General features: G+C 71.0%; 24 protein-coding genes. 10 read left to right on the top strand and 14 right to left on the bottom strand.

Annotated features, from left to right (window positions below; all coding sequences use genetic code 11):
• Positions 1 to 14: 14 nt before the first annotated feature.
• The 6 genes from priA to hisD are packed head-to-tail and all read right to left on the bottom strand — an operon-like array spanning position 15 to position 4,569.
• Complete coding sequence (gene priA / locus ABZ876_RS07840; RefSeq protein ID WP_361775978.1) at positions 15 to 737, bottom strand: bifunctional 1-(5-phosphoribosyl)-5-((5-phosphoribosylamino)methylideneamino)imidazole-4-carboxamide isomerase/phosphoribosylanthranilate isomerase PriA; 723 nt, start codon at positions 735 to 737, stop codon at positions 15 to 17.
• A gap of 3 nt (positions 738 to 740) precedes the next feature.
• Positions 741 to 1,388, bottom strand: a complete 648-nt coding sequence (gene hisH, locus ABZ876_RS07835) for an imidazole glycerol phosphate synthase subunit HisH (protein WP_361775975.1) — start codon at positions 1,386 to 1,388, stop codon at positions 741 to 743.
• Positions 1,379 to 1,543, bottom strand: coding sequence for a hypothetical protein (locus tag ABZ876_RS07830; protein ID WP_361775972.1), 165 nt, complete (start codon positions 1,541 to 1,543; stop codon positions 1,379 to 1,381). Before ABZ876_RS07830 ends, hisH begins: the two co-directional genes overlap by 10 nt.
• A gap of 4 nt (positions 1,544 to 1,547) precedes the next feature.
• A complete protein-coding gene (gene hisB, locus ABZ876_RS07825; RefSeq protein ID WP_361775969.1) occupies positions 1,548 to 2,141 on the bottom strand; it encodes an imidazoleglycerol-phosphate dehydratase HisB in 594 nt (197 codons plus the stop codon).
• Entirely contained in the window at positions 2,138 to 3,247 is a 1,110-nt protein-coding gene (locus ABZ876_RS07820) for a histidinol-phosphate transaminase (RefSeq protein WP_361775966.1), read from the bottom strand. Before ABZ876_RS07820 ends, hisB begins: the two co-directional genes overlap by 4 nt.
• Positions 3,244 to 4,569: a histidinol dehydrogenase gene (hisD, locus tag ABZ876_RS07815; RefSeq protein WP_361775963.1), complete on the bottom strand. Its 1,326-nt coding sequence runs from the start codon at positions 4,567 to 4,569 to the stop codon at positions 3,244 to 3,246. Before hisD ends, ABZ876_RS07820 begins: the two co-directional genes overlap by 4 nt.
• Positions 4,570 to 5,060: 491 nt before the next feature.
• Between hisD and ABZ876_RS07810 the strand changes: the two genes are divergently transcribed.
• The 4 genes from ABZ876_RS07810 to ybaK all read left to right on the top strand — a co-directional run bounded on the left by ABZ876_RS07810 (position 5,061) and on the right by ybaK (position 9,141).
• A complete protein-coding gene (locus tag ABZ876_RS07810; protein WP_361775959.1) occupies positions 5,061 to 6,641 on the top strand; it encodes an oxidoreductase in 1,581 nt (526 codons plus the stop codon).
• Between the two features lie 163 nt (positions 6,642 to 6,804).
• Positions 6,805 to 7,854 (top strand): hypothetical protein, encoded by a 1,050-nt coding sequence (locus tag ABZ876_RS07805; protein ID WP_361775956.1) that lies wholly within the window; start codon positions 6,805 to 6,807, stop codon positions 7,852 to 7,854.
• 11 nt (positions 7,855 to 7,865) lie between these two features.
• The gene (locus ABZ876_RS07800) at positions 7,866 to 8,606 is read left to right on the top strand and encodes an LON peptidase substrate-binding domain-containing protein (RefSeq protein WP_361775953.1); all 741 of its coding nucleotides are present in this window, start codon (positions 7,866 to 7,868) and stop codon (positions 8,604 to 8,606) included.
• 28 nt (positions 8,607 to 8,634) lie between these two features.
• Positions 8,635 to 9,141 (top strand): Cys-tRNA(Pro) deacylase, encoded by a 507-nt coding sequence (ybaK, locus tag ABZ876_RS07795; RefSeq protein WP_361775950.1) that lies wholly within the window; start codon positions 8,635 to 8,637, stop codon positions 9,139 to 9,141.
• Positions 9,142 to 9,354: 213 nt separating this feature from the next.
• Here the strand turns inward: ybaK and ABZ876_RS07790 are convergent, their stop codons facing one another.
• The 4 genes from ABZ876_RS07790 to ABZ876_RS07775 all read right to left on the bottom strand — a co-directional run bounded on the left by ABZ876_RS07790 (position 9,355) and on the right by ABZ876_RS07775 (position 13,282).
• Complete coding sequence (locus tag ABZ876_RS07790; RefSeq protein ID WP_361775947.1) at positions 9,355 to 10,044, bottom strand: AAA family ATPase; 690 nt, start codon at positions 10,042 to 10,044, stop codon at positions 9,355 to 9,357.
• Positions 10,045 to 10,078: 34 nt separating this feature from the next.
• Positions 10,079 to 10,897: an ABC transporter permease gene (locus ABZ876_RS07785; protein WP_361775944.1), complete on the bottom strand. Its 819-nt coding sequence runs from the start codon at positions 10,895 to 10,897 to the stop codon at positions 10,079 to 10,081.
• Between the two features lie 91 nt (positions 10,898 to 10,988).
• Entirely contained in the window at positions 10,989 to 11,960 is a 972-nt protein-coding gene (locus tag ABZ876_RS07780) for an ABC transporter ATP-binding protein (protein ID WP_361776989.1), read from the bottom strand.
• Positions 11,961 to 12,070: 110 nt separating this feature from the next.
• Positions 12,071 to 13,282 (bottom strand): NYN domain-containing protein, encoded by a 1,212-nt coding sequence (locus tag ABZ876_RS07775; protein ID WP_361775941.1) that lies wholly within the window; start codon positions 13,280 to 13,282, stop codon positions 12,071 to 12,073.
• A 225-nt stretch (positions 13,283 to 13,507) separates the two neighbouring features.
• Here ABZ876_RS07775 and ABZ876_RS07770 point away from each other — a divergent pair, with 225 nt between their 5' ends.
• Positions 13,508 to 13,684 (top strand): hypothetical protein, encoded by a 177-nt coding sequence (locus tag ABZ876_RS07770; RefSeq protein ID WP_361775938.1) that lies wholly within the window; start codon positions 13,508 to 13,510, stop codon positions 13,682 to 13,684.
• A 107-nt stretch (positions 13,685 to 13,791) separates the two neighbouring features.
• Here ABZ876_RS07770 and dnaE read toward each other — a convergent pair whose 3' ends face one another.
• Positions 13,792 to 17,331, bottom strand: a complete 3,540-nt coding sequence (gene dnaE / locus ABZ876_RS07765; RefSeq protein WP_361775935.1) for a DNA polymerase III subunit alpha — start codon at positions 17,329 to 17,331, stop codon at positions 13,792 to 13,794.
• Positions 17,332 to 17,627: 296 nt separating this feature from the next.
• Between dnaE and ABZ876_RS07760 the strand changes: the two genes are divergently transcribed.
• The 4 genes from ABZ876_RS07760 (at position 17,628) to ABZ876_RS07745 (ending at position 22,386) form a co-directional block, all read left to right on the top strand.
• Positions 17,628 to 18,953, top strand: a complete 1,326-nt coding sequence (locus ABZ876_RS07760; protein WP_361775932.1) for a DUF2252 domain-containing protein — start codon at positions 17,628 to 17,630, stop codon at positions 18,951 to 18,953.
• A 66-nt stretch (positions 18,954 to 19,019) separates the two neighbouring features.
• Entirely contained in the window at positions 19,020 to 19,706 is a 687-nt protein-coding gene (locus ABZ876_RS07755) for a hypothetical protein (RefSeq protein ID WP_361776986.1), read from the top strand.
• Positions 19,707 to 19,783: 77 nt separating this feature from the next.
• A complete protein-coding gene (locus tag ABZ876_RS07750; protein WP_361775929.1) occupies positions 19,784 to 20,623 on the top strand; it encodes a thioredoxin domain-containing protein in 840 nt (279 codons plus the stop codon).
• Positions 20,624 to 20,715: 92 nt separating this feature from the next.
• Positions 20,716 to 22,386 carry an alkaline phosphatase D family protein gene (locus tag ABZ876_RS07745; protein ID WP_361775926.1) on the top strand — a complete coding sequence of 557 codons (1,671 nt, stop codon included), beginning with the start codon at positions 20,716 to 20,718 and terminating at the stop codon, positions 22,384 to 22,386.
• A gap of 11 nt (positions 22,387 to 22,397) precedes the next feature.
• On the opposite strand, the gene ABZ876_RS07740 is transcribed toward ABZ876_RS07745, so the two are convergent.
• The gene (locus ABZ876_RS07740) at positions 22,398 to 22,967 is read right to left on the bottom strand and encodes a dienelactone hydrolase family protein (protein ID WP_361775923.1); all 570 of its coding nucleotides are present in this window, start codon (positions 22,965 to 22,967) and stop codon (positions 22,398 to 22,400) included.
• A 104-nt stretch (positions 22,968 to 23,071) separates the two neighbouring features.
• Here ABZ876_RS07740 and ABZ876_RS07735 point away from each other — a divergent pair, with 104 nt between their 5' ends.
• Complete coding sequence (locus tag ABZ876_RS07735) at positions 23,072 to 24,247, top strand: mechanosensitive ion channel domain-containing protein (protein ID WP_361775920.1); 1,176 nt, start codon at positions 23,072 to 23,074, stop codon at positions 24,245 to 24,247.
• Positions 24,248 to 24,259: 12 nt separating this feature from the next.
• On the opposite strand, the gene ABZ876_RS07730 is transcribed toward ABZ876_RS07735, so the two are convergent.
• Positions 24,260 to 24,997 (bottom strand): SDR family oxidoreductase, encoded by a 738-nt coding sequence (locus tag ABZ876_RS07730; RefSeq protein ID WP_361775917.1) that lies wholly within the window; start codon positions 24,995 to 24,997, stop codon positions 24,260 to 24,262.
• A 35-nt stretch (positions 24,998 to 25,032) separates the two neighbouring features.
• Positions 25,033 to 26,619: a Na+/H+ antiporter gene (locus tag ABZ876_RS07725; RefSeq protein WP_361776983.1), complete on the bottom strand. Its 1,587-nt coding sequence runs from the start codon at positions 26,617 to 26,619 to the stop codon at positions 25,033 to 25,035.
• Positions 26,620 to 26,636: the final 17 nt, after the last annotated feature.

Genomic DNA, 26,636 nt, shown 5'->3' with positions numbered 1-26,636 from the left:
CACCGTGTCCTTTTTCACGACGTAGCCTCCAAGGCCTCTTCGAGCGTGAACGCCTTCGCGTACAGGGCCTTCCCGACGATCGCCCCTTCGACACCGAGGGGCACGAGGCCGGCGATCGCCCGCAGGTCGTCCAGCGACGAGACACCGCCGGAGGCCACGACCGGTCGGTCGGTGGCGGCGCAGACGTTCTTCAGCAGGTCCAGGTTCGGGCCCTGGAGGGTGCCGTCCTTGGCGATGTCGGTGACGACGTACCGCGCGCAGCCCTCCTTGTTCAGGCGCTCCAGCGTCTCGTAGAGGTCGCCGCCGTCACGGGTCCAGCCGCGGCCGCGCAGGGTGGTGCCGCGCACGTCCAGACCGACCGCGATCTTGTCACCGTGTTCGGCGATCACCCTGGCGACCCATTCCGGGGTCTCCAGGGCGGCCGTGCCGAGGTTCACGCGCGTGCAGCCGGTGGCCAGGGCGGCGGCCAGGGTGTCGTCGTCGCGGATGCCGCCGGACAGCTCCACCTTGATGTCCATGGCCCGGGCGACCTCGGCGATCAGCGCGCGGTTGTCGCCGGTGCCGAACGCGGCGTCCAGATCGACCAGGTGCAGCCACTCGGCGCCCGCCCGCTGCCAGGCGAGGGCCGCCTCCAGGGGGGAGCCGTAGGAGGTCTCCGTGCCGGACTCGCCGTGGACGAGGCGTACGGCCTGGCCGTCGCGGACATCGACGGCGGGGAGGAGTTCGAGCTTGGCCATGGTCTACAGGGTTCCGATCCAGTTGGTGAGCAGCTGCGCTCCGGCGTCGCCGGACTTCTCGGGGTGGAACTGCGTGGCCCACAGGGCCCCGTTCTCGACGGCCGCCACGAACGGCTTGCCGTGCGTCGACCAGGTCACCTTGGGGGCGTGCATCCTTGAACTGAGCGTCTCCATGGTCCAGTCGTGGACGGCGTAGGAGTGCACGAAGTAGTACCGCGCGTCCGCGTCCAGTCCGGCGAAGAGCTCGGAGTCGGACGGAGCCTCGACGGTGTTCCAGCCCATGTGGGGCACGACGTCGGCCTGAAGCGGTCCGACCGTGCCGGGCCACTCGTCCAGGCCCTCGGTCTCGACGCCGTGCTCGATACCGCGGGCGAAGAGGATCTGCATGCCGACGCAGATGCCCATCACCGGGCGTCCGCCGGACAGCCGGCGGCCGACGACCCAGTCGCCGCGCGCCCCGCGCAGACCCTGCATACAGGCGGCGAAGGCGCCGACGCCCGGCACCAGCAGACCGTCGGCGTTCATGGCCCGGTCGTAGTCGCGGGTGATCTCGACGTCCGCTCCCACGCGCGCGAGGGCGCGCTCCGCCGAGCGGACGTTGCCGAAGCCGTAGTCGAAGACCACGACCTTCTTCGGGATGCTCAACTCCACACCCCCAGACGCATGACACCCGCCACCAGACACATCGCGGCGCCGAGGGACAGCAGCACGATGAGGCTCTTGGGCATCTTCTGCTTGACGAAGGAGATGATCCCGCCGACGAGGAAGAGCCCGACGACGATGAGTACGGTCGAAGTGCCGTTCATGGCTTTACAGCGCACCCTTCGTGGACGGGAGGATGCCGACCGCGCGCGGGTCGCGCTCGCTGGCGTAGCGCAGGGCCCGGGCCAGCGCCTTGAACTGGCACTCCACGATGTGGTGCGCGTTGCGCCCGTAGGGCACGTGCACGTGCAGCGCGATCTGGGCCTGGGCGACGAACGACTCCAGGATGTGGCGGGTCATCGTGGTGTCGTACTCGCCGATCATCGGCGCCATGTTCTCGGGCTCGGTGTGCACGAGGTACGGGCGGCCGGACAGGTCGACGGTGACCTGGGCGAGGGACTCGTCCAGCGGGACCGTGCAGTTGCCGAAGCGGTAGATCCCCACCTTGTCGCCGAGCGCCTGCTTGAAGGCGGCGCCGAGCGCGAGGGCGGTGTCCTCGATGGTGTGGTGCGAGTCGATGTGCAGATCGCCGTCGGTCTTCACGGTCAGATCGAACAGACCGTGCCGGCCGAGCTGGTCGAGCATGTGGTCGTAGAAGCCGACGCCGGTCGCGATGTCGGTCTTCCCGGTGCCGTCGAGGCCGATCTCGACGAGGACCGAGGTCTCCTTGGTGGTGCGCTCCACGCGCCCAACGCGGTTCATGCGCTCTGCTCCTTCTTCAGTTCACGTACCGCGTCGAGGAACGCGTCGTTCTCTTCCGGGGTTCCGGCGCTGACCCGCAGCCATCCCGGTACGCCGTTGTCTCGGACCAGGACACCCCGGTCGAGGATCTTCCGCCAGGCGGCGTGGGCGTCCTCGAACCGCCCGAACTGGACGAAGTTCGCGTCGGACGCGGTGACGTCGTAGCCGATCGCGGTCAGCTCGGCGACCAGCCGGTCCCGCTCCGACTTCAGCTGCTCGACGTACTTCAGCAGCGTGTCCGTGTACTCCAGGGCGGCCAGGGCGGTGGCCTGGGTGACCGCGGAGAGGTGGTAGGGCAGCCGGACGAGCTGGACGGCGTCCACGACCGCCGGGTGCGCGGCGAGATAGCCGAGGCGGAGGCCGGCGGCCCCGAACGCCTTGGACATCGTCCGCGAGACGACGAGATTCGGCCGACCTTCGAGGAGGGGCAGCAGCGAGTCGCCGTGGCTGAACTCGATGTACGCCTCGTCCACGACGACCATGGACGGCCGCGCGGCCTGCGCGGCCTCGTACAGGGCGAGGACCGTCTTCGCCGGGACCGCGTTGCCCGTGGGGTTGTTCGGGGTCGTGACGAAGACGACGTCGGGCCGGTGCTCGGTGATCGCCTTCTCGGCGGCGCCGACGTCGATGGTGAAGTCGTCGCCCCGCGGGCCCGAGATCCAGGCGGTGCCCGTGCCGCGCGCGATGAGCGCGTGCATCGAGTACGACGGCTCGAAGCCGATCGCCGTGCGGCCGGGGCCGCCGAAGGTCTGGAGCAGCTGCTGGATGACTTCGTTGGAGCCGTTGGCCGCCCAGACGTTCTCGACGCCGACCCGGTGCCCGCCGGTCTTCGTCAGGTACTCGGCGAGCCGGGTGCGCAGCTCGACCGCGTCGCGGTCCGGATAGCGGTTGAGGTTCCGGGCGGCCTCGCGCACGCGCTCGGCGATCCGTTCGACCAGCGGCTCGGGCAGCGGGTAGGGGTTCTCGTTGGTGTTCAGCCGTACGGGGACGTCCAGCTGGGGCGCGCCATAGGGGGACTTGCCGCGCAGCTCGTCCCGTACGGGAAGATCGTCGATTCCGAAGCTCACTTGCTCGTCGGTACCTTCCAGCCGAACCTCGCCTTGATCGCCGCGCCGTGCGCGGGCAGGTCCTCCGCCTCCGCCAGCGTCACCACATGGTGCGCGACCTCGGCCAGCGCGTCCTTCGTGTAGTCGACGACGTGGATGCCGCGCAGGAAGGACTGGACGGACAGGCCCGAGGAGTGGCAGGCGCAGCCGCCGGTCGGGAGTACGTGGTTGGAGCCGGCCGCGTAGTCGCCGAGGGAGACCGGCGCCCAGGGGCCGACGAAGACCGCGCCGGCGTTGCGCACCCGGTCGGCGACCGCGGCGGCGTCGGCCGTCTGGATCTCCAGGTGCTCGGCGCCGTACGCGTCGACCACCCTGAGGCCCTCGTCGACGCCGTCGACGAGCACGATCGCTGACTGCTTGCCCGCGAGCGCCGGACGGATCCGGTCCTCGACGTGCCGGGTGGCCTCGACCTGCGGCTGGAGCTCCTTCTCCACCGCGTCGGCGAGCTCCACCGAGTCGGTGACCAGGACCGCGGCCGCCAGCGGGTCGTGCTCGGCCTGGCTGATCAGGTCGGAGGCCACGTGCACCGGGTCGGCGGTGTCGTCCGCGAGGATCGCGATCTCGGTGGGACCGGCCTCGGTGTCGATGCCGATCTTGCCGGTGAAGTAGCGCTTGGCGGCGGCGACCCAGATGTTGCCGGGGCCGGTGACCATGTTCGCGGGCGGGCAGGACTCGGTGCCGTACGCGAACATCGCGACGGCGGTCGCGCCGCCGGCCGCGTAGACCTCGTCGATGCCGAGCAGGGCGCAGGCGGCGAGGATCGTCGGGTGCGGCAGACCTCCGAAGTCGGCCTGCGCGGGGGACGCGAGCGCGATGGACTCGACGCCGGCCTCCTGGGCGGGCACGACGTTCATGATCACGGACGAGGGGTAGACGGAGCGGCCGCCCGGCGCGTACAGCCCGACGCGCTCCACCGGTACCCACTTCTCGGTGACCGTGCCGCCGGGGACCACCTGGGTGGTGTGCGTGGTACGGCGCTGTGCGCGGTGGACCAGACGGGCGCGGCGGATGGACTCCTCCAGGGCCGCGCGCACGGCCGGGTCGAGCCGCTCCAGCGCCTCCTCCAGAGCCCGGGCCGGCACCCGCACCGACTCCAGACGCACGCCGTCGAACCTCTCGGCGAAGTCGATCAGCGCCGCGTCGCCGCGATGATGCACGGCTTCGCAGATCGGGCGCACCTTCTCCAGGGCGGCCTGAACGTCGAAGTCGGCTCGGGGCAGCAGGTCACGCAGGGCGGGGCCCTCGGGGAGGGCGTCGCCGCGCAGATCGATTCGGGAGATCACAGGGCCAATTCTCTCAGACGGCGACCAGACGCCGGACGGCCGTATCAATGGCTGATACGGAGCGTGCGCGGGCGGACGGAATGCGTGGCGGCCGCGTGGAGGGACCAGTTTCGTGCGGCGGAGGCGTGAGGCGCCGAGGGCCACCCGGGCGAGCGCGGCTGGTGGCTCGGGAGCGGGGGTCGCGGATGCCCGGAGGCCGGGCGGCTCGGGCCCCTGCCGTGTCCCCGGATGTCGGCGTGTCGGCCTGGCGAAGAGGGCCGGCACGGCGCGCCGGGGCGTCCCCTCACCCGGCCCGGCGGGGCGCCGCTCGCCGAGTGGGTGATGGCCGGATCGGGTGGTTTGGGGCAGGCCGCGGCCCGCCGGGGGTGGCCGGATCCGATGGCTGAGACAGCACCCGGAAGATCACCTTCACCGCTGGCGTTCCGCCCCTCACACAACGGGCATGAACGGTCGTACGAAACTCACGAGTAGCCGGGGAGGGAGGAAGAGCCGTGACCGAGGGTGCCGGCATCCGCGCCGGGGACCTGCCGGACGACCTCACCGCCACGGAGGCGGGAATGTGGCAGGCCTTCCGCAACGGCAGCGTGTACGACCTGCGCGGCGGGGACGCCGTCGTGGACGATCCGCACGGCGGCCACCCTTGGGGACCCGAGCGCAGCGTGCGGGCGCGCATCGTGGCCTGGCTGCTGCTGGACGGCCCGCCCGCGCTGGCGGGACGCGTGTCCTCGCTCAAGCTGACCGGTGTGCGGATCGTCGACACGCTGGACCTGGCGGGCGGCACGATCGTCCCCTTCGTGGAGCTCAAGGGCTGCCGGTTCGAGAAGGAGGTCCTGCTGCCCGAGGCCCACTTCACGACCCTGCGGCTGGTGGACTGCTCGGTGCCGCGCCTGGAGGCGGCGCGGGTGCACACGGAGGGCGATCTGCATCTGCCGCGCTGCCGCTTCCAGGGCGGGGTCCGGCTCACCGACGCGCACATCGGCACCGACCTGCTGCTCAACCAGGCCGTCGTCTACCGGGACCGGCGCGGCCGCTCGATCACCGCGGACGGGCTGAACGTCGGGCAGGATCTCCAGGCCGAAATGCTGGAGTCGCACGGCGAGCTGAGCCTGCGCAGCGCCACCGTCGGCGTCTCGCTGAGCCTGCGCGGCGCGCGGCTGGCCAACCCGTATACCCGGCTGGCGCTGAACGCCCCGCAGCTGACGGTCGAGCGGACGCTGTACCTGACCCCCGCGGGTGTCGGCAATCCGCTGCTGACCAGCGGTACCACGCCCGCGCGGGGCACGCGGGTGCAGCCGTTCGAGTGCCGGGGCGGGGTCCGGCTGGACGACGGGCGGTTCGGGGACGCGGTCGACCTGGACCGGGCACGGTTCGCCCTCGACGACGACCAGGAGCTGTCGCTGCTCCGGGTGCAGACGCCCGAGCTGCGTTTCCTGGGCGAGCGGCCCGAGCGCGGCAAGGTGGTGCTGTCGGGGGCGCGGATCGTGAACCTGGTCGACCGGGGGACCAGCTGGCCGGGGCCGGGCAATCTGCACATGGGCGGCTTCGCCTACGAGAACCTCGTTCCGCAGGACGCCTTCCCGCTCGCGCGGCGCCTGGAGTGGGTGGCGGCGGCGACCGCCGAGTACAACCCGGAGCCCTACGAGCGGCTCGCGGCCGTACTGCGCAACTCCGGGGAGGACGAGGATGCGCGTGAGGTGCTGCTCGCGAAGCAGCGGCGGCGCCGCGAGACGCTGCCGCTCGCGGCCAAGCTGTGGGGGTACGCGCAGGACTGGACGGTCGCCTACGGCTACCGCCCCGGCCGTGCGGCGGTGTGGATGGCGGTGCTCTGGGCGGCGGCCTCGCTCGCCTTCGCGCACGCGAGCCATCCGCCGGTCAACAAGGACGGTCACCCGGCGTGGAACCCCTCCCTGTTCGCCCTGGACCTGCTGCTGCCGGTCATCGACCTCGGCCAGGTGGGTCAGTGGCAGCTGAGCGGGGCGTGGCAGTGGCTGTCGGCGGTGGTCATCCTGCTCGGCTGGATTCTGGCGACGACGGTCGCGGCGGGGGCGACCCGGCTGCTGCGGCGCAGCTGAGCGCGTGCGCCGTACAGCGGGACGAAGCCCACGGCCCCACCGCCGCCGCGTAGGCCCTCAACAGCGACGAAACAGTGACTCTTTACCTACTCTTGACTGTTGAGAGTACAACTGAATCCGGGTTACTCATTCGTGCTGGCGCGCCCCGGCCTGCGCCTTTTCAATGGTCGACACCATGGCACTGCTGCACGCGTTCATCCGTAGGGCACGGATGGCATGTACGTCCCCCCGCCTCGCCGACGGGCTGCCCGCGGACGACGAGGTCCTGCTCGACGCGCCCGACGGGCGCCTGGCCCCCGCCCTGGTGGCGGCGGGGCTCGGCGACCACGGACCGGCGGCCGAGCTGCTCGCGGCCACCCGGGAGGCCGGTGAGTGGGAGGACCGCGACCGGTATGTGTCGCTCCTGGCCACCTTCGCGCGCTCCCGCGGCGAGTGGTTCGCGCACTGGTGCGCCACCGCGCCGGACGACCCGGACGCGCTGCTGGTCAAGGCGGAGCTGGCGGTGGCCCGCGGCTGGCAGTCACCGGCCCGCGTCGAACTGCTGCGCGGGGTCGGCCCGTTGATCAGGGCGGCGGCGGAAGGCGATCCCCGGGACCCGGTGCCCTGGCGGGTGGCGCTCGACCATGCGCGCGGCGTCGACCCGGACCACACCGAGTTCGAGCGGCTGTGGGGCGAGGCGGTGCGCCGCTCCCCGCACCACTACGGCTGCCATGTCGGTGCCCTCGCGTATCTGTCGGCGGTCTGGCACGGCTCGCACGCCGAGTGCTTCGACTTCGCCGAGACCGCCGCGCAGGACGCGCCGCCCGGCTCCCTGGTGCAGACGCTGCCTCTGCGCGCCGCCTACGCGTATCTCACGGACCACGGCGGAACGGTGGTGTCCCGCGACCGGCTGGACGCGGCTGCGGACCGGGCGATCGCGCTGTCGTCGCGGTACGCGCCCGCCAATCCGCGGCCCGCGGAGGTCCGCAACCTCCTCACGTACGTCCTGGTCGCACTGGAGCGCCGCAAGGACGCGTGGACGCAACTGCGCCTCATCGGCCCGTACGCCACCTCCTTCCCCTGGGACCGTGCCTCCGGCGATCCACTGGGCCGCTTCCTGGAGCTGCGCAACGACATCGGCCGGCAGATGGAGGCGGCAAGAGCCGTCCCCTCGGCGAGGGCGTTTCTCCCACGGAGTGAACTCGCCGGACGCGTTCCCGCCCACGACCATTAGGCTTTCCGGTCGTGACCACCGTCCGGCTCCCGCTCTTCCCACTGAACTCGGTGCTGTTCCCGGGACTCGTGCTCCCGCTGAACGTCTTCGAGGAGCGCTATCGCGCCCTGATGCACACCCTGCTGAAGACTCCCGAGGACGAACCGCGCCGTTTCGCCGTCGTCGCCATCCGCGACGGCCACGAGGTGGCGCCGAGCGCGCCGGGCATGCCGGACCCGACGGCCCTGCCCGAGCGCGGACCCACGGCGGGCTTCGGCTCCGACCCGGCCAAGGCGTTCCACGGGGTGGGCTGCATCGCGGACGCCGCGACGATCCGGGAGCGGCCCGACGGCGGCTTCGAGGTGCTCGCGACGGGCACGACCCGGGTCCGGCTGCTCTCGGTGGACGCGTCGGGTCCCTTTCTGACGGCCGAGCTGGAGGAGCTGCCGGAGGAGCCGGGCGACGAGGCGGGTGCCCTCGCCGAGGGCGTGCTCCGGGCGTTCCGCCAGTACCAGAAGCGGCTCGCGGGTGCCCGGGAGAGGTCCCTGTCGACGGGTGCGGACCTGCCGGACGAACCGGCGGTGGTGTCGTACCTGGTGGCGGCCGCGGTGATGCTGGACACGCCGACTAAACAGCGGCTGCTCCAGGCCCCGGACACCGCCTCGCGCCTGCGGGACGAGCTGAAACTCCTGCGCGCGGAGACCGCGATCATCCGTAGTCTGCCCTCCTTGCCCGCGTCGGACCTGACACGAAGTCCGACGAGTCTGAACTGACGTACGACTTTTCGAGGAACAGGCCGGGATGGCGAAGAAGGCTAAGAAGCAACAGCTGCAGTCGGGCAGTACTCCGGCGACGGTGGCGCTGACGGCCGCGGGCGTGGACTTCACGGTCCACTCCTACGACCACGACCCCTCACACCCCTCCTATGGCGAGGAGGCCGCCGAGGCGATGGGGGTCTCCCCCGACCGGGTCTTCAAGACACTGGTGGCCGACGTGGACGGCGCGCTGGTGGTCGGGGTGGTCCCGGTGGCGGGCTCCCTGGATCTGAAGGCGCTGGCCACGGCGGTGGGCGGCAAGCGGGCGGCGATGGCGGACCCGGCGCTGGCGGAGCGCACGACGGGATACGTGCGCGGCGGCATCTCCCCCTTGGGCCAGCGCAAGAAACTGCGCACGGTCCTGGACGCGTCGGCGTCGTCGCACCGGACCATCTGCGTCTCGGCGGGGCGCCGGGGCCTGGAGGTGGAGGTGTCCCCGACCGACCTGGCCGCTCTCACGGAGGCGACGCTGGCCCCCATCGGCCGGATCTGACCACTCGACGAACAGCCCGTCCTCGGCTACTACGGACATATGTCGAAGAGGACACGCAAGCGCAAATGGCGCATGAAGAAGGGTCACGCGAATCACGGCCACCGTCCGGCGTGACCAGGCTCCTACCAGGCGCCGGGCAGCCTCACACGGCTGCTCCGGCGCCCCCGAGGGGTGCATTACGACGGCTGTTCACGGCCGCGACCCGCGGACGGCCTACGCCACCGGCGGCGCGGCCGGGCCGTACGGCGTCGCGTAGGGGTCCGGGTCCCGGGGGCCGAACAGCGCCGTCAGGCCGAGGTGTACCACCAGCGCGGCCACCGGCCAGGTCAGCAGCGCCCCCTTCGCGCCCAGCTTGAGCGGCGCGGAGAACGTCACACCCTTGCCCACGGCCTTGGCGTGCGCGAGCACGTTCTGGCTGGGCCCCAGCCAGACGCCCAACCGCCACGCGAGCAGGGAGCCGAGCAGACCGCCGAGGGCGAGCGCCACGACCAGCGGCACCCCGCCCCGCTTGCGCACCAGGAAGACGGCCAGTGCGCTGAGCAGTCCGAACCCGAGCGCGAGCAGCGTGAACGTCCCGTCCACCCCGATGGCCTGCTCCCCCTCGGTGTCCTTGAGATAGACCACCCAGGCGTTGTCGACCACGTCTCCCACCAGCGGCACACGCGGCGCGAGCCACGACCACAGCACCCCGAACAGCAGCCCGGCGAGCGCGACGCCCACCGTGATCACGGCGGCCTCCCGCAGCTCGGTCTTCATACCGGGTCCGTCCGCGCCGAACGCGGCCGTGGCGCCGTGCGGAGCGGGACCCGCCCCGGGCGGGAGGGACACGGCTTGCCACCCGTCGTGCGGGGAGCGCGGGGGCTGTTCGTGCGGCGGGGGAGGCGGAGTCAACGGAGCGGTCACCTTCACATCCTGCCAGTCGTGTGTGTCGGCCGCGTCACCGGACGGCCGCCCGGCGGTACGCCCAGGTGGCCATGGCCAGCGAGGCCACCCCGACCGCGGCGCACACGGCCAGGTCACCGAGGACGGACGGCCAGTCCGGGTGCCCCCCGAAGGTCCGCGCAAACGCCTCGACCCCATATGTGGAGGGCAGCAGATCTCGTACGACCTGGACGGCCTCCGGCATCCGGTGGGCCGGCAGCACCCCCAGCAGCAGTGCCGCCGACATGCCCAACTGCCCTAGCAGAGTCGCTAGTTCGGGACGCGGCGCGAGCAGCCCGAGGGCGGCGCCGAGGCCGGACAGCGCGGCCCCGGCGAGCGGGATCACTGCGGCCAGCACCCACAGATGGGCGAGCGGCAGCCCGAACAGCGCGCAGCCGAAGACGGCCGTCACCACGGTCCCGGGCACGGTGAACGAGGCGTAGGCACCCGCCGCTCCCAGCACCACCGCGGCGGCCGGCACCGGCAGCGTCGCGTAGTGGTCGAGCCCGCCGCTGCCGCGCAGCTGGCCGAAGTACTGCGCCAGCAGGTTGAGACCGACGTACGCGACCACCAGCACGGAGGCCCCGGCGACCACGGACCGGGCGTCGGCCCCGCCGTCCACGACCCCGCGCATCATGATCATGATGCCGACCGACTGGAAGGTCGCCACGAACAGCAGGGGGATCCGCGCGATGCGCGCACGGGAGAGCTGCGCCCGGTACACGGCGGCGAGCGACGGCCACAACCGGGCCCGCGGCCCCAGGGCGGCCTCACCGCCGGCGCCGTCCTGCGCCGCCCGGACGCCGGACAGAACCTCGGCGGGTACGACACTCACGTCGTGCTGCTCCTCTTCGTTCCTGCCGCCGCCCCGTCCTCCGCGGACACGGCGCCCCTTCGGGTGCATACGGGCCCGGCGCCCCGGGCACTCATGCCTTCACCAGGCCCTGGGTGCTGCCGCCGAGCGCCAGATAGACGTCCTCCAGGCTCGGCGTGGCCAGGGTGAAGTCGTCGAGGGCCGCGAAGGCGGCGCCCCCGGTGACGGTGGCGACGGCGGCGCGGGCCTCCTCCGGGGCCATGCGCAGCGACCAGCGGCGTCCGGACTCGACGGCACGGTCACGCAGCGCCGCCACCTCGGGTACCTCCAGTGGGGCCTGTTCGCGCCACACGAGTTCGACCCGCACCTCGCCCGCGACCCGCTCCTTGAGCCCGGCCGGGGTGTCGCAGGCGATGACCCGCCCCCGGTCCAGAACGGCGACCCGGTCGAGGACGGTCTCGGCCTCGATGACGTTGTGCGTGACCAGCAGCACGGTCGTCCCGCGCTCGGCCCGCCGCCGGTTGACGGCCGCCCACACGGCGCGCCGCGCGACGGGGTCCATCCCGGTGGTCGGCTCGTCGAGCACGAGCAGCGGCCGCTCCCCCATGAGGGCGGTGGCGAAGCAGGCCAGCCGACGCTGGCCGCCGGAGAGCTTCTTCAGCGGGCGCCCGGCGATCGGCGTGAGCCCCAGCTCGTCGAGCACCGCGTCCCGTTCCGCCCGGGCCTGCCGCAGTTCGAGACCGCGCAGCCGCCCGGTGGTCTCGGCGGCGAGGGAGACGGTCAGCTCGTCGAGGGCGGTGGACTCCTGCCCGAGGTAGGCGAGGATCCGCGCGGCCCGCTCGGGATGGCGCACGATGTCGTGGCCTAGGATCTCGACGCTTCCGCGGTCGGGCCGCATCAGCCCGGTCAGCTGGCGGACCAGGGTGGACTTGCCGGCGCCGTTCGGCCCGAGCAGCCCGAAGACCTCCCCGCGCCGCACGTCCAGCCGTACGTCGTCGGTGGCCCGCACCTCGGGCGTCCCGGGCGTGCCGCGCCGGCCTCGTACCGCCGGATAGGTCTTGGTCAGCCCGCGCACGGCGCACACGACATCGCCACCCTGCCGTTGTGCCTGTGCGGTGCGCGTACTCACAAAGGACGAGGGTAAGGGGTGGCGGACTCCGAGCGGCCCTCGGGGCCCGGTCGACGCCCCGTGGACTACTCGCCGACCGGCGCGTGCTCCGCCGTCGTGCGCTGGTCGATCTCCCGCCAGAATCCCGCCCGGATCGCGTACCGGTCGTGCTCGTCGATCTGGTCGTCCTTGTGCGCGAGCAGACCGAAACGTGCCGCGTAGCGCAGCAGTTCCCCGTCGATGCGGTGCGGCACCCTCGGGTACATGCCGGAGAGCTTCTGCACATGGGAAGCGTCGGCGAGGCGCCCGATCCAGCGCCGAGCGAACACCTGCCCCACCTCGTAGGGATCGCCGCCGACCGTGGTGATGTCCTCCTCCCGGTCGGCCCACCGCTGCTCCGCGGTCGTCAGCTGGGCCAGCGTGGGCAGGGAGGCGGCGTCCGGCGACTCGGCCGCGACCGGCCGGTCCACCCAGCCCTTGTCGGACGACCAGCGCAGCGTCGCCCCGGCGGGCTGCTGCGCGGTCTGCGGCCCCGGCGCCCGCAGCGCGGCCAGGTCCTTCGGCGTCGGCACGCCCCTGGGCGCCGGTCCCCGCTCCTGGGTGCCGTTGCGCGACGCGGCCGCCGCGACGTGCTCCGGCTCCTGGGCGGGCCCGTCCGCCGTCGCGAGTGCCGACTCTGGCAACGGCGCGGACAGGATCGCGGCGATCTCCGGACGCGGGACCGGCGGCGGCGCGCACACCCCGCCCTGTTCCTTGGCGCGCACCGCCTGGGTGATCCAGGCGCGGTCGAGCACCCGCCGCTCGTCGGCCTCGGCCACCAGGTCCTCGGACTGGTTGTAGTCGCCGTCCGCGGCCTGCACGGCCCACAGGTGCACGGCGACCCCGTGCTCCTTGGCCGCCATCATGCCCGGCAGCAGGTCCCCGTCGCCGGTGACGAGCACGACGTCCGAGCAGGCGCGGTTGCGGGCCAGCTCGGTCAGCTCGGCATGCATCGCGGCGTCGACGCCCTTCTGCGCCCACCGCCCGTCGCTGCGGGTCAGTGCGCCCAGCCGCACGGTCACCCGGGGCATCACACGAAGCCTGCGGTGTTCGGGCTGCGGGACCCGGTCGGGGGCGCCGTCGAACCAGTAGATGCGCAGCAAGGGCCGTTCCGTGTCGGACTCCGCGCGCTCGCGCAGTCCCTGGATGAGGGCGGCGTGGTCGACGGTGATCCGGGATCTCGAGGGCTCCCCGGCGAGCAGGCTGGCGGCAGCCCCCAGCAGATACCCGGCGTCCACCAGGACGATGCAGCGGTCCACGCGATCCACCCTCTTTCCGGGAGGTTTGCTTCGGGCTTGCTTCGAGTCTGCCCGACCGCGCGAAGGTTAACGGCCGGAACTCGATCTTCGGCGTGGCGGATCGGGACGCCTGTGCACGAACAGGCGTTGTCACACACGGTAATTATCCGACATGCGAGCGTTGTCAGCCTATGTGAATCTGGTCCCGGCTCTGGCCCTCAGATCCCCCACAGGAGGCAGATCACCATGGCCAAGAACAAGAACCGCAAGCAGGCGGGCCCCCAGAACCGCTCCTCCCAGTCCGAGCAGGCACGCGAGCAGGGGCAGCGGTCCTCGGATGCGCACGAGTCCCCGATAGCCCAGGTCCAGGGCAGCCCCTCGGAGGTCGCCCGGAAGAAGAAGCAGAGCTTCGGCCACAACTGAAGCCCGTATCAGGGCGCCTGAAGCCCCACGTGGTCAGGGGAGCCCGGATATGCACAGAGGGGCGCACCCTTTGATGGGTGCGCCCCTCGCGCCGTCGTTGCGAACGGTCAGCCCGCCAGGCAGGAGGGGCCGAGCAGTACTTTCAGGTCACCGTAGAGCGCGGGGTCCGGCTTGACGCGATGGCGGTCCAGTCGAAGGACGGTCGTCTTGCGCGGGCCCTGGAGCTTGATGCGCACCTCGCTGTCGCCCTTGTGCTGACTGAGGATCTCGCCGAGGCGGCTCACCATCGGCGGGGTGACCTTCACCGCGGGGATGGTGAGCACCACGGGCGCGTTGGTGCCCGCGTTGGACAGGTCCGGGACCATCAGTTCCATCGCGACCAGCCGCGGTACGTCCTCGCGCTTGTCGAGGCGGCCCTTGACGAACACCACGGCGTCCTCGACGAGTTGGGTCGACACCAGCTGGTAGGTCGCCGGGAAGAACATGCACTCGATCGAGCCCGCGAGGTCCTCGACCGTGGCGATCGCCCAGGCGTTGCCCTGCTTGGTCATCTTGCGCTGAAGACCCGAGATGATGCCGCCGATGGTGACGACCGCGCCGTCCGCGTGCTCGCCTCCGGTGAGCTGGGCGATGCCCGCGTCGGCCTTGTCGGACAGCACGTGCTCCAGGCCGAAGAGCGGGTGGTCGGAGACGTAGAGACCGAGCATCTCCCGCTCCTGGGCGAGCAGATAGGTCTTGTCCCACTCCTCGTCGGTGAAGGTGACGTCCAGACCGAAGCCCGGTTCGCTGCTCTGCTCCTCGCCCATGCCGCCGAAGAGGTCGAACTGGCCCTCGGCCTCCTTGCGCTTGACCGCCACCACGTTGTCGATCATCGGCTCGTACTGCGCGGTGAGGCCCTTACGGGTGTGCCCCATCGTGTCGAAGGCGCCCGCCTTGATCAGCGATTCCGTGGTGCGCTTGTTGCAGACCACCGCGTCGACCTTGTCGAGGTAGTCCGGGAAGGACGTGTACTTGCCCTTGGCCTTGCGGCACTTGATGATCGACTCGACCACGTTCGTACCGACGTTGCGCACGGCGGAGAGGCCGAAGAGGATCACATCGTCGCCCTGCGCTGCGAAGTTCGCCTCCGACTCGTTGACGTTCGGCGGCAGCACCCGGATGCCCATGCGGCGGCACTCGTTCAGATAGACGGCCGACTTGTCCTTGTCGTCCTTGACCGAGGTGAGCAGTGCGGCCATGTACTCGGCGGGGTGGTTCGCCTTGAGATAGGCGGTCCAGTACGAGACCAGACCGTACGCCGCGGAGTGGGCCTTGTTGAACGCGTAGCCGGCGAACGGGACCAGCACGTCCCACAGGGCCTGGATGGCCTCGTCGCTGTAGCCGTTCTTGCGGGCGCCGGCCTGGAAGATGGTGAAGTTCTTCGCCAGCTCCTCGGGCTTCTTCTTGCCCATCACCCGGCGGAGGATGTCGGCCTCGCCGAGCGAGTACCCGGCGATGATCTGGGCCGCCTTCTGCACCTGCTCCTGGTAGACGATCAGGCCGTAGGTGACGTCCAGGACCTCCTTGAGCGGCTCCTCCAGCTCGGGGTGGATCGGCGTGATCTCCTGCTGGCCGTTCTTGCGCAGCGCGTAGTTGGTGTGGGAGTTCATGCCCATCGGGCCCGGGCGGTACAGGGCCGACACGGCGGAGATGTCTTCGAAGTTGTCCGGCTTCATCAGGCGCAGCAGGGAGCGCATGGGACCGCCGTCGAACTGGAAGACGCCCAGCGTGTCACCGCGCTGGAGCAGTTCGAAGGTCGTGGGGTCGTCCAGCGGTAGCGCCAGCAGGTCGATGTCGACGCCCTTGTTGGACTTCACCATCTTGACGGCGTCGTCCATGATCGTCAGGTTGCGCAGACCCAGGAAGTCCATCTTCAGCAGGCCGAGCGACTCGCAGCTCGGGTAGTCCCACTGGGTGATGGTCACGCCGTCGGTGTGCCGGACCCAGACGGGGACGTGCTCGGTGATGGTCTCGCTGGACATGATCACGCCGGCCGCGTGCACACCCATCTGGCGGACCAGGCCCTCGACGCCCTTGGCGGTGTCGATGACCTTCTTCACGTCCGGCTCGTTCTCGTACATCCCGCGCACCTCGCCCGCCTCCGAGTAGCGCGGGTGGTTCGGGTCGGTGATGCCGGACAGCGGGATGCCCTTGCCGAGCACGTCGGCGGGCATGGCCTTGGTGATGCGGTCGCCCATCGCGTACGGGTAGCCCAGCACGCGCGCGGAGTCCTTGATCGCGTTCTTGGCCTTGATGGTGCCGTAGGTGCCGATCATGGCGACCTTGTCGGCGCCGTACTTCTCGGTCACGTACCGGATCACCTCGACGCGCCGGCGCTCGTCGAAGTCGATGTCGACATCGGGCATGGAGATGCGCTCGGGGTTCAGGAACCGCTCGAAGATCAGGCCGTGCGGGATCGGGTCGAGGTCGGTGATGCCCATGGCGTAGGCGACGATCGAACCGGCCGCGGAGCCTCGGCCGGGGCCGACCGCGATGCCCTGCTTCTTGGCCCACATGATGAAGTCGGCGACCACGAGGAAGTAGCCCGGGAAGCCCATCGAGATGATGACGTCCATCTCGTACTCGGCCTGCTTCTGGCGGTCCTCGGGGATGCCGCCGGGGAAGCGGCGCTCCATGCCGCGGCGGACCTCCTCCTGGAACCAGGTGACCTCGGTGTAGCCCTCGGGGATGTCGAACTTGGGCATGAGGTCGCGCTTCTCGAACATGCCGGTGGTGTCCACCATCTCGGCGACGAGGAGCGTGTTGGCGCAGCCCTCCTGCCAGGCGTCCGAGGAGTCGATGGCGTACATCTCGTCCGTCGACTTCAGGTAGTAGCCGGTGCCGTCGAACTTGAAGCGGTCGGGGTCGGAGAGGTTCTTGCCGGTCTGGATGCACAGCAGGGCGTCGTGGGCGCCCGCCTCGTGCGCGTAGGTGTAGTGCGAGTCGTTGGTGACCAGCGGGGGGATGCCGAGCTTCCTGCCGATCTCCAGGAGGCCGTCGCGGACCCGGTGCTCGATGTCGATGCCGTGGTCCATCAGCTCCAGGAAGTACTTGTCCTTGCCGAAGATGTCCTGGTAGTCGGCGGCGGCCTTCAGGGCCTCGTCGAAGTGGCCGAGCCGCAGCCGGGTCTGCACCTCGCCGGAGGGGCAGCCGGTGGAGGCCACGATCCCCTCCGACCACTGCGCGATGGTCTCCTTGTCCATCCGGGGCCACTTCTGGAGCCAGCCCTCGGCGTACGCGTCCGAGGACAGGCGGAAGAGGTTGTGCAGGCCCGTCTTGTTCACCGCCCACATCGTCTTGTGGGTGTAACCGCCGGAACCGGAGATGTCGTCCCGCTTCTGGTGCGGCTGGCCCCAGAGGATCTTGCGCTTGTTGCGCCGGGACTCGGGGGCGACGTACGCCTCGATGCCGATGATCGGGGTGATTCCGGCCTTCTTCGCGGAGTGGAAGAAGTCGTACGCGCCGTGGAGGTTGCCGTGGTCGGACATGGCGATGTGGGTCATGCCCATCTCGTTGCACGCGTCGAACATGTCCTTCAGCCGCGCGGCACCGTCCAGCAGCGAGTACTGGGTGTGGACGTGCAGGTGCGTGAACGGCGGCTTTGACACGGCTGCGGCCTCCAAGGCGAACGATGGTCGACGGGCGTCCGACCGGCTGCGGACGGTCTGGGGGGACAGCGTCGAAGTCTATGCCTCGGGACTGACACCTGGCGGGCTTCCCCGCGTACCTTCATCCGGAGGGAAACGGACCGAGTATCCGTACCTTCGTGCGACGGACACGGGCCCTGCCGTCCGGGTCCTCGTACAGGGGACGCGGGCACTTTCCGCGTACCGTCGTCCGTTGGAAGGGAACGGACGATCCGGTCCCACAGTCACGCACCACCTGCACCTGGAGGCACCCCGCGATGTCGGTTCCGCAGCTCAGCGCCGAGCAACGCGGCGAGGAGATCCTCGCCGTCTTCGACACCGCCTTCGGCGAGCTGCTCGCCGCCGACCCGGCCGCGTTCCGCGTGAAGTTCCGCAAGATGGCGGGCTCCGCCTTCGCGTTCTACCGGGGCACGGCGTGCCTGTTCTACCACGACCTCGACTCCGAGAAGCGCGGCGGCCCGTACCTGGACGACCGCACCTCGCGTGTGTGGATCCACGGCGATCTGCACGCCGAGAACTTCGGCACGTACATGGACTCCACGGGCCGCCTGATCTTCAACGTGAACGACTTCGACGAGGCGTACGTCGGACCCTTCACCTGGGATCTGAAGCGCTTCGCCGCCTCCATGGCGCTGATCGGCTACGCCAAGGCGCTCGGCGACGAGCAGATCACCGAGCTGGTCGGGGTCTACGCGGCGGCCTACCGCGAGCGCGTCCACGCCCTCGCCACCGGCGCCAAGCGCGACGAGGTGCCGCCCTTCACCCTGGACACCGCCCAGGGCCCGCTCCTGGACGCGCTGCGTGACGCCCGCTCGCTGACCCGCTTCGGGCTGCTGGACTCGATGACCGAGATCCGCGACTTCGAGCGCCGCTTCGCGCCCGGCGGTGGCTCCATCGAGCTGGACGCGGCCACCCGCTACAAGGTGCTGGCCGCCTTCGACGGCTACCTGGAGACGCTGCCCGACTCCTCGCTGGCCCGCCCGGACTCCTACCGGGTGAAGGACGTCGTGGGACGCCGGGGCATCGGCATCGGCTCGGCGGGCCTGCCGTCGTACAACATCCTCCTCGAGGGCCACAGCGACGCCCTGGAGAACGACGTCGTGATCTACATCAAGCAGGCCCAGACCCCGGCCGTCTCCCGGCACATCACGGACCCGGCGATCGCGGAGTACTTCCAGCACGAGGGCCACCGCACGGTGATCTCCCAGCGCGCCCTGCAGGCGCACGCCGACCCCTGGCTGGGCTGGACCGAGCTGGACGGCGCGGGCCAGCTGGTCGCCGAGGTGTCGCCGTACGCCGTGGACCTGGACTGGGGGGACATCGACGACCCGGAGGAGGTCGCGTCGGTGGTCGCCGACCTCGGCCGCGCCACGGCCACGATGCACGCGGCTGCGGACGACCAGTCCGGCGAGTCCCTGGTGCCCTTCTCCACGGAGCGGGCCATCGACGCGGCGATCGCCGCCGACGAGGCCGGCTTCCCCGAGATGCTGGTGGACTTCGCCCATGCGTACGGGGCACGCGCGCGGGCCGACCACCAGATCTTCGTGGACCTGTTCCGCAACGGACGGATCCCGGGGCTGTAACCTTCGCACGCACAGGCACCCTTTAGAGGGCTTTTACCCACCCGCGTGACAGACTCTTCCTTCGTTATGGACATATCCGGGACCCAGCTCAGAGCCGTGCGCGCGGCGCTGTTCACGGCCGTGGTCGTGACGCTCGGCACCGCGTCGCACGTCCTGTTGTCCAGGGCCCCGCTGCCGGTGGCGACCGTGGCGGCGGTCGCCACCGGCGTGTTCGTCGGCGCCTTCGCGCTGGCAGGCCGCGAGCGCGGCTTCGGCCGGATCGCGGCCCTGCTGATCCCGCTGGAACTGGCCGCGGACACGGTGTTCACCACCGGCCAGCACGCCTGCTACGGCAGGGCGGGCGGCCCGGTCGCGGGCCCCCTTCGCGCGTTCGGCCTCGACGTGCTGTGCCGGGGCGGCACCGTGGGCACCCCGCTGGCCCAGGTGACCGGCGCCCCCGGCCGCCCCGAGGCGCTCCTCGCGCACGCCGGCCCGGTCACCGCCTGGCTGCTGCTGGCCGCGCACGTCTGCGTGGGCCTGCTGGCCGCCGTCTGGCTGCGCCGGGGCGAGCGGGCGCTGGCCCAGGTGGTGGGCGCGGTGACCGCGGCCACGTTCCGGCCGCTGCTCCTCGCGGTGGCCGCGGTGGCCGTCCGGCCCGAACCCGCGGTGCGGCGGGTACGGAACCCGCACCCCCGCCCGGTCATCGCCGGGGACCGGCTCCTCGTGCACTCCCTGGGACGGCGAGGACCGCCGTGCTCGGTCGCCTTCGCCTGAGCGACAACTGAGCACGACCAGTCCCCCACACGTATCCCGCGTACGACCTGTGCGCGTCCCACATGGAGATCACCAAGATGAGCAAGCGGAACACCCAGGCGGCAAAGACGGCGGCCCGGGAGCGGCTGCGCGTGGAGCGCGAGCGGCAGGCCAAGCGTGACAAGGCCAAGCGGCAGATCGTCGTGGCCGCCTCGGTCGTGGCCGTGCTGGCCGCGGCCGGCGGCATAGGCTACGCCGTCGTCCAGGCCAACAAGCCCAGCCACTGGGAGGGCCTGAAGGACGCCAAGGTCGTCGCCCCGGCCAACACCACGGGCACCGATGGCACCACGGTCGTCATCGGCAAGGACACCGCCAAGAAGACCCTGAAGGTCTACGAGGACCCGCGCTGCCCCGTGTGCGCCGCGTTCGAGCAGGCCGTCGGCTCGACGGTGAAGAAGGACCTCGACGACGGCAAATTCAAGATTCAGTACATCGGCGGCACGTTCCTCGACGGCGACTCGCTGAAGGGCGGCAAGATCGGCGTCAACGGCGAGGGCTCCAAGAACGCGATGAGCGCCATGGGCGCCGCGCTGAACGTCAGTCCGGAGGCGTTTCTCGAATACAAGTCGGCGCTGTACTCGGCGAAGTGGCACCCGAAGGAGTCGGAGGACAAGTTCAAGAGCGACGACTACCTCATCCAGGTCGCGAACACCGTCCCGGCGCTGAAGAACAACGCCCAGTTCCAGAACGCCGTGAAGAAGGGCACCTACGACGCGTGGGCGCTGGCCATGTCCAAGACCTGGGACACCAACAAGGACGGTGTGACGGGCACCCCGAGTTTCGTCATGGACGGCAAGATGCTCACCACCGACGGTAAGCAGCCGCCCATGTCGGTCGCCGACTTCAACAGGTTGGTGGACGCGGCGCTCAAGGGCTGACGCCAACGGGGAATCCGGCTTCCGCATGAAGAGCGGGCGAACTTTCGAAGTTCGCCCGCTCTCGCACATACCGCTCAGTAACCTGATCGGTCGTGACCAGTCGATACAGATCATCCGAGGCATCCCAGGGCCTCAACTCGCTCTCGCCCCGCCGCCGTACGGTCGTCAAGGCCGCGGCGGCGACCGCTGTCCTGGCGGGCCCGCTGGCCGCCGCGCTTCCGGCCCGCGCCGCCAGTGACGCCCCCGCCTTCCTGCACGGTGTCGCCTCCGGTGACCCGCTGCCCGACGGCATCCTGCTGTGGACCCGCGTGACCCCCGCCCCGGAGGCGATACCCGGCTCCGGGCTCGGCCCGGACACCGAGGTGAGCTGGATCGTCGCCAAGGACAAGGCGTTCGGCACCATCGTCGCCAAGGGCTCCACCACCGCGACGGCCGCCTCCGACCACACCGTGAAGGCCGACATCCGCGGCCTGGAACCGGCCACCGACTACTGGTTCAGGTTCTCGGCCGGTGGCACCGACTCTCCGGTGGCGCGTACCCGCACCGCCCCGGCGGCGAACGACTCCGTCTCCGGCCTGCGCTTCGGCGTGGTCTCCTGCGCCAACTGGGAGGCCGGCTACTTCTCCGCCTACCGCCACCTCGCGGCCCGCAACGACCTGGACGCCTGGCTGCATCTCGGCGACTACATCTACGAGTACAAGTCCGGCGAGTACGCGGCCCGGGGCAAGGTCGTGCGCCCCCACGCGCCCGCGAACGAGATCCTGACCCTCGCCGACTACCGCACCCGGCACGGCAAGTACAAGACCGACCCCGACCTTCAGGCACTGCATCTGAAGGCCCCGGTCATCGCGATCTGGGACGACCACGAGTTCGCAGACAACGCCTGGTCGGGCGGCGCGGTCAACCACACCGAGGGCGCCGAGGGCACCTGGACGGCCCGTCAGGCGGCCGCCAGGCAGGCCTACTTCGAGTGGATGCCGGTCCGCCCTGCGGTCGCCGGCACCACCTACCGGCGGCTGCGCTTCGGCAAGCTCGCCGACCTGTCCCTGCTGGACCTGCGCTCCTTCCGCTCCCAGCAGGCCGCCACGGCCAGCGGCTCGGTCGACGACCCCAACCGCACCATCACGGGGCGCGCCCAGCTCGACTGGCTGAAGGCGGGACTGAAGGCCTCCGACACCAAGTGGCGGCTGGTCGGCAACTCCGTGATGATCTCGCCGTTCTCGTTCGGCTCCCTCTCCGCCGACCTGCTCAAGCCGCTCGCGAAGCTGCTCGGGCTGCCGCAGGAGGGCATCGCCGCCAACACCGACCAGTGGGACGGCTACACCGACGACCGCCGCGAACTGCTGGGCCACCTGCGCTCCAACGCCATCGGCAACACCGTCTTCCTGACGGGTGACATCCACATGGCGTGGGCCAACGACGTGCCGGTGGACGCGGGCACGTACCCGCTGTCGGCATCGGCGGCCACCGAGTTCGTGGTCACCTCGGTGACCTCCGACAACCTCGACGACATCGTCAAGGTTCCCGAGGGCACCGTCTCGGCGGTCGCCGCGCCGGTGATCCGCGCCGCCAACCGGCACGTCCACTGGGTCGACACCGACCGGCACGGCTACGGCGTCCTGGACCTCACCGCCGACCGCGCGCAGATGGACTACTACGTCCTGTCCGACCGCACGAACGCGAACGCCACCTCCAGCTGGGCGCGTTCGTACCGCACCCGCAGCGGCACCCAGAAGGTCGAGAGGACCTACGACCCGGTGTAGCGGGACCGCCGCTACAGGCTGTCGAGGAAGCCGAGCGCCACCCGCCAGGTGGCCTCGGCCGCCTCCTCGTCGTAGTCCGGCAGCCCGGGGTCGGTGTAGAGGTGACCGGCGCCCGCGTACCGGTAGATCTCGACGTCCGCGCCCGCTCTGCCCATCTGGAGATACCAGGCGCTCAGCCAGTCGTCCGTCTCGAACGGGTCCGGCTCGGCGACATGCAGCTGTACCGGCAGCCCGTCCACCTGAGCGCTCGGCGCGATGTCCGACGTGCCGTGCAGCAGCAGGAGCCCGCGCGCGTTCCTGTCGCCGAGCGCCAGGGTCTGCGCGATGGACGCGCCGAGCGAGAACCCCGCGTACACCACTCCTCGCTCCGAGTACGGCGCGGCGGCCAGGACCGCCCGCTTGAGCAGCTCCTCCTTGCCGATCTCGTCCTTGAAAGCCATGCCGTCCTCGACCGTCTCGAAGGTGCGGCCCTCGAACAGGTCCGGAGTCCACACCTCGTGCCCGGCGGCACGCAGCCGGTCGGCGGCGGCCCTGACCGCGGGCCGCGGTCCGTACGTCGAGTGGAAGAGGATGATGTTCATGGACCCATGGTGCCAGCCGGCACGGACAACGCTGTGAACAGTGGGTTCCCAGGGAGATCTGGGACACAGGTTCAGGATGCCGCCGACCGGTTACGTTCGAAGGCATGGAGAACGTACTGCGCCCGGTGATCGTCGTCGGTGGCTCGGTCGTGCTCACCGTGCTCGTGGGGTGGGCCACGGACCGCCTGCTGCGCAGGGCGAACGCGGGGCACCCCGAGACTCCCCTGTGGGGCCTGCTCCGGCGTGGCCGCATCCCCTACCAGCTCGTTCTGTGCGCGGCCCTGCTGAGAGGGTCCTACGACCAGGCGAAGCTCCTGGATGCCCATCGGGTCGCCATCGGGCGCACCCTGACGCTCGTCCTCATCGGTTCCGCCGCCTGGCTGGTGATCCGTATCGCGGGCGCCGTCGTCGAGACGTCGTACTCCCGCTACGCCCGCGCCCACCGCGACCCGGCCCGGGTCCGGCGCGTGCGCACCCAGGTGTCGCTGATCATGCGGGTGGTCTCGGCCGTCGTGGCGGTGGTGGCGGCCAGCGCGATGCTGCTGACGTTCCCGGCGATGCGGACGGCCGGCACCTCACTGCTGGCCTCGGCCGGCGTCCTCGGCATCGTCGCAGGTGTCGCCGCTCAGTCCACGCTCTCCAACCTCTTCGCCGGGTTGCAGATAGCGTTCGGCGACATGGTCCGCATCGGCGACACGGTCGTGGTGAACGGCGAGTGGGGCACCGTCGAGGAGATCACCCTGACGTTTCTGACGGTGCGGACGTGGGACGAGCGCCGGATCACCATGCCGGTGTCGTACTTCACCTCGCAGCCGTTCGAGAACTGGTCGCGGGGCGGCGCCCAGATGACCGGCATCGTCTACTTCCACGTCGACCACTCCGCGCCCGTGGAGGCGATGCGCGACAAGCTCCGCGACCTCCTGCGCGAGTGCCCGGCCTGGGACGGTCGTGCCTTCGGCCTCCAGGTCACCGACACCACACCCAACACCCTTCAGGTGCGGGCGCTGGTGACCGCGAAGGACGCGGACGACATCTGGACGGTGCGGGTCACCGTCCGGGAGCGGATGATCCGCTGGCTGAACGAGGAGCATCCCTACGCGCTGCCCCGGGTCAACACGGCGAACGCCGTCCCCCCGCCGAGCAGGAACGGCCCCGTGTGGGCCGACGGCGCGGTCCGCGGGGGCCACGAGTCGCCCGACGAGGCGGCCCTCGAGGTGCACGAGTCGCCCGATGGCCGGATGCGCAAGGCCTACGAGTCGTCGCGGACGGGCCGGGGCTGAGTCCCGGGTCCGTCAGTGCCCCCGCTCGGCGCCGCCGTTGACCTGGATCACCTGGGCGGTGATGTGCCGGGCGCCGGGGGACGCCAGCCAGTGCAGGGTCTGGGCGATGTCACCGGGCGTACCGGCACGGCCGGTCGAGGTCTCGGCGACGAGCCGGTCGCGCCGTGCGGTGTCCATCGCGTCGCCGAAGAACCCGGTGTTCTCGACATAGCCGGGCGCGACCACGTTCACCGTGATGCCGCGGGGACCGAGCTGCCGGGCCAGGTCGAAGGCGTACGGGTGCAGCGCGGCCTTGGACGCGGCATACGCCCCGCTGCCGGAGCCGCGGTAGGCGGCGATGGAGCTGAGGAACAGCACGCGCCCGCCGGGCGACGCGAGCCGGTCGCGCAGCGCCTCCGTGAGCAGGGTCGCGGTGAGCACGTTCAGACGGAAGGCGACGGTCCAGGTGTGCGCCACCGCGCCGAGCGGATCGTCTGCCTCGGCCGGAGGCTCCAGGTTCCCGGCGCCGCCCGCGCTGTTGACGAGGACATCCACGGTGCCGAGCGCCGCCACGTACCGTGCGACCCCGCGCACGGCGTGCGGATCGCTCAGATCGGCCGCGTGGGTGAGCGCCCCCGGCACTTCGGCCTTCCGAAGCACCTCCGCCCGCCGCCCGAGGAGCAGCACCCGGTCCCCGTCCGCGGCGAACGCCCTCGCCGCCGCCAGCCCGATTCCTGTGCCGCCACCGCTGATCACCACATTGCGCGCCATGATCCGATCGTACAAAGGCGGGGAGTGCGGCGGTGTCAGCGCAGACTGCGCACATCCAGGTGGCGCAGCACCCGGTCGACGATCTCGGGGTCCGCCCCCGGTTCGCTGCGTGCCGCGAGCACCTCGTGGCGCGCCGCGCTCAGCATCTCCTGCTGGATCCCGTGCAGCCGCCTGAGGCGGCGGGCACGCTGCTCGTGCGCCTCGCGCCGCTCCTCGTCCCCCAGGTCGGGGCTGATGCGCGCACCGATGTCGAAGGCCCGCCGCAGCAACTGCTCGGACAGCTCCTCCGGCAGCTCCTCGACCTCCTCGATCTCCCTCAGCCGTCGCTTCGCCGCCCTGGCCGCGCGGACCGCCAGCTTCCGTTCGAACTCCTTCTCACGCACCGTGTCGGCGCGCACGCCCAGCTTCCTCACCAGCCACGGCAGTGTCAGCCCCTGGAGCACCAGGGTCGCCATGATCACTCCGAAGGCGATGAAGACGATCTCGTCCCGGGCGGGGAAGCGCGATCCGTCGTCCGTGGTCAAGGGGATGGCCAGGGCCAGCGCCACCGAGGCCACGCCCCGCATACCCGACCACCACATCACGACGGTCTCCCGCCACGACATGGGGATCTCCTCGTCGTAGTCCCGCAGGGCGTGCAGACGCTTGGTCAGCCACGTCGCGGGCAGCAGCCACAGAAGCCGTACGAGCACCACCACGGCCACGACCGCGGCGGCCCAGCCGAGCATCTGGCCCCACCTCCCGGACGCGGTCCGGATGGCGTGGTGCAGCTCGAGCCCGATGAGCCCGAACGCGACCCCGGTGACCAGGGTGTCCACCACGTCCCAGAACGTGTGTCCGGCCAGGCGCCTCAGCACGTCGTCGGGGTCGCCGGCGTACTCCGCCAGGAACAGTGCGGTGACCAGCACGGCCAGCACACCGGAGCCGTGCAGTTCCTCGGCCAGGACGTAGGAGGCGTACGGCACCAGCAGCGTCAGGCCCACTTGCAGGGTGGCGTCCTCGAGCAGACCGATCAGCTTGTTGGCGACCCAGCCGAGGGCGAGCCCGACGGCCAGCGCGACGACCGCGGACAGCGCCAGTTCGAGCAGGGCCTGCGGCAGTGAGAAGGTCCCGGTGACGACGGCCGCGATCGCGACGTGGTACAGCACGATCGCCGTGACGTCGTTGAACAGGCCCTCGCCCTCCAGGATCGACACCAGTCGGCGGGGCAGTCCGAGCTGCCCAGCCACGGCGGTCGCCGCGACCGGATCGGGCGGCGCGACCACCGCGCCGAGCGCGACCGCGGCCGGGATCGGCAGACCGGGCACGACGGTGTGCGCTACGGCGGCCACGCAGAGGGTGGTGACGAACACCAGCGCAACGGCCAGCAGGAAGATCGGCCGTTTGTTGGCCGTGAACTGCCGCCACGAGGTCCGGCGCACCGCCGCGTACAGCAGCGGCGGCAACAGCGCGGGCAGGATCAGCTGCGGCGGGATGTTCACATTGGGCACGAAGCCGGGCACGGCGAGCGCGATCCCGACCAGCGTCATCAGCACCGGGGCGGGCAGCCTCAGCCGGTCGCCGACCGGGACGCTCACGATGGCCCCGAGCAACAGCAGGAGCAACAGGGCAAGCTGGTCCACGGTCAGCACTCCGGGAA

The organism is Streptomyces sp. NPDC046931, assembly GCF_040644655.1.
Classification (GTDB): domain Bacteria; phylum Actinomycetota; class Actinomycetes; order Streptomycetales; family Streptomycetaceae; genus Streptomyces.
The sequence above is the reverse complement of the archived record's forward strand: the minus strand, read 5'-3'. Positions and strand labels throughout refer to the sequence as shown.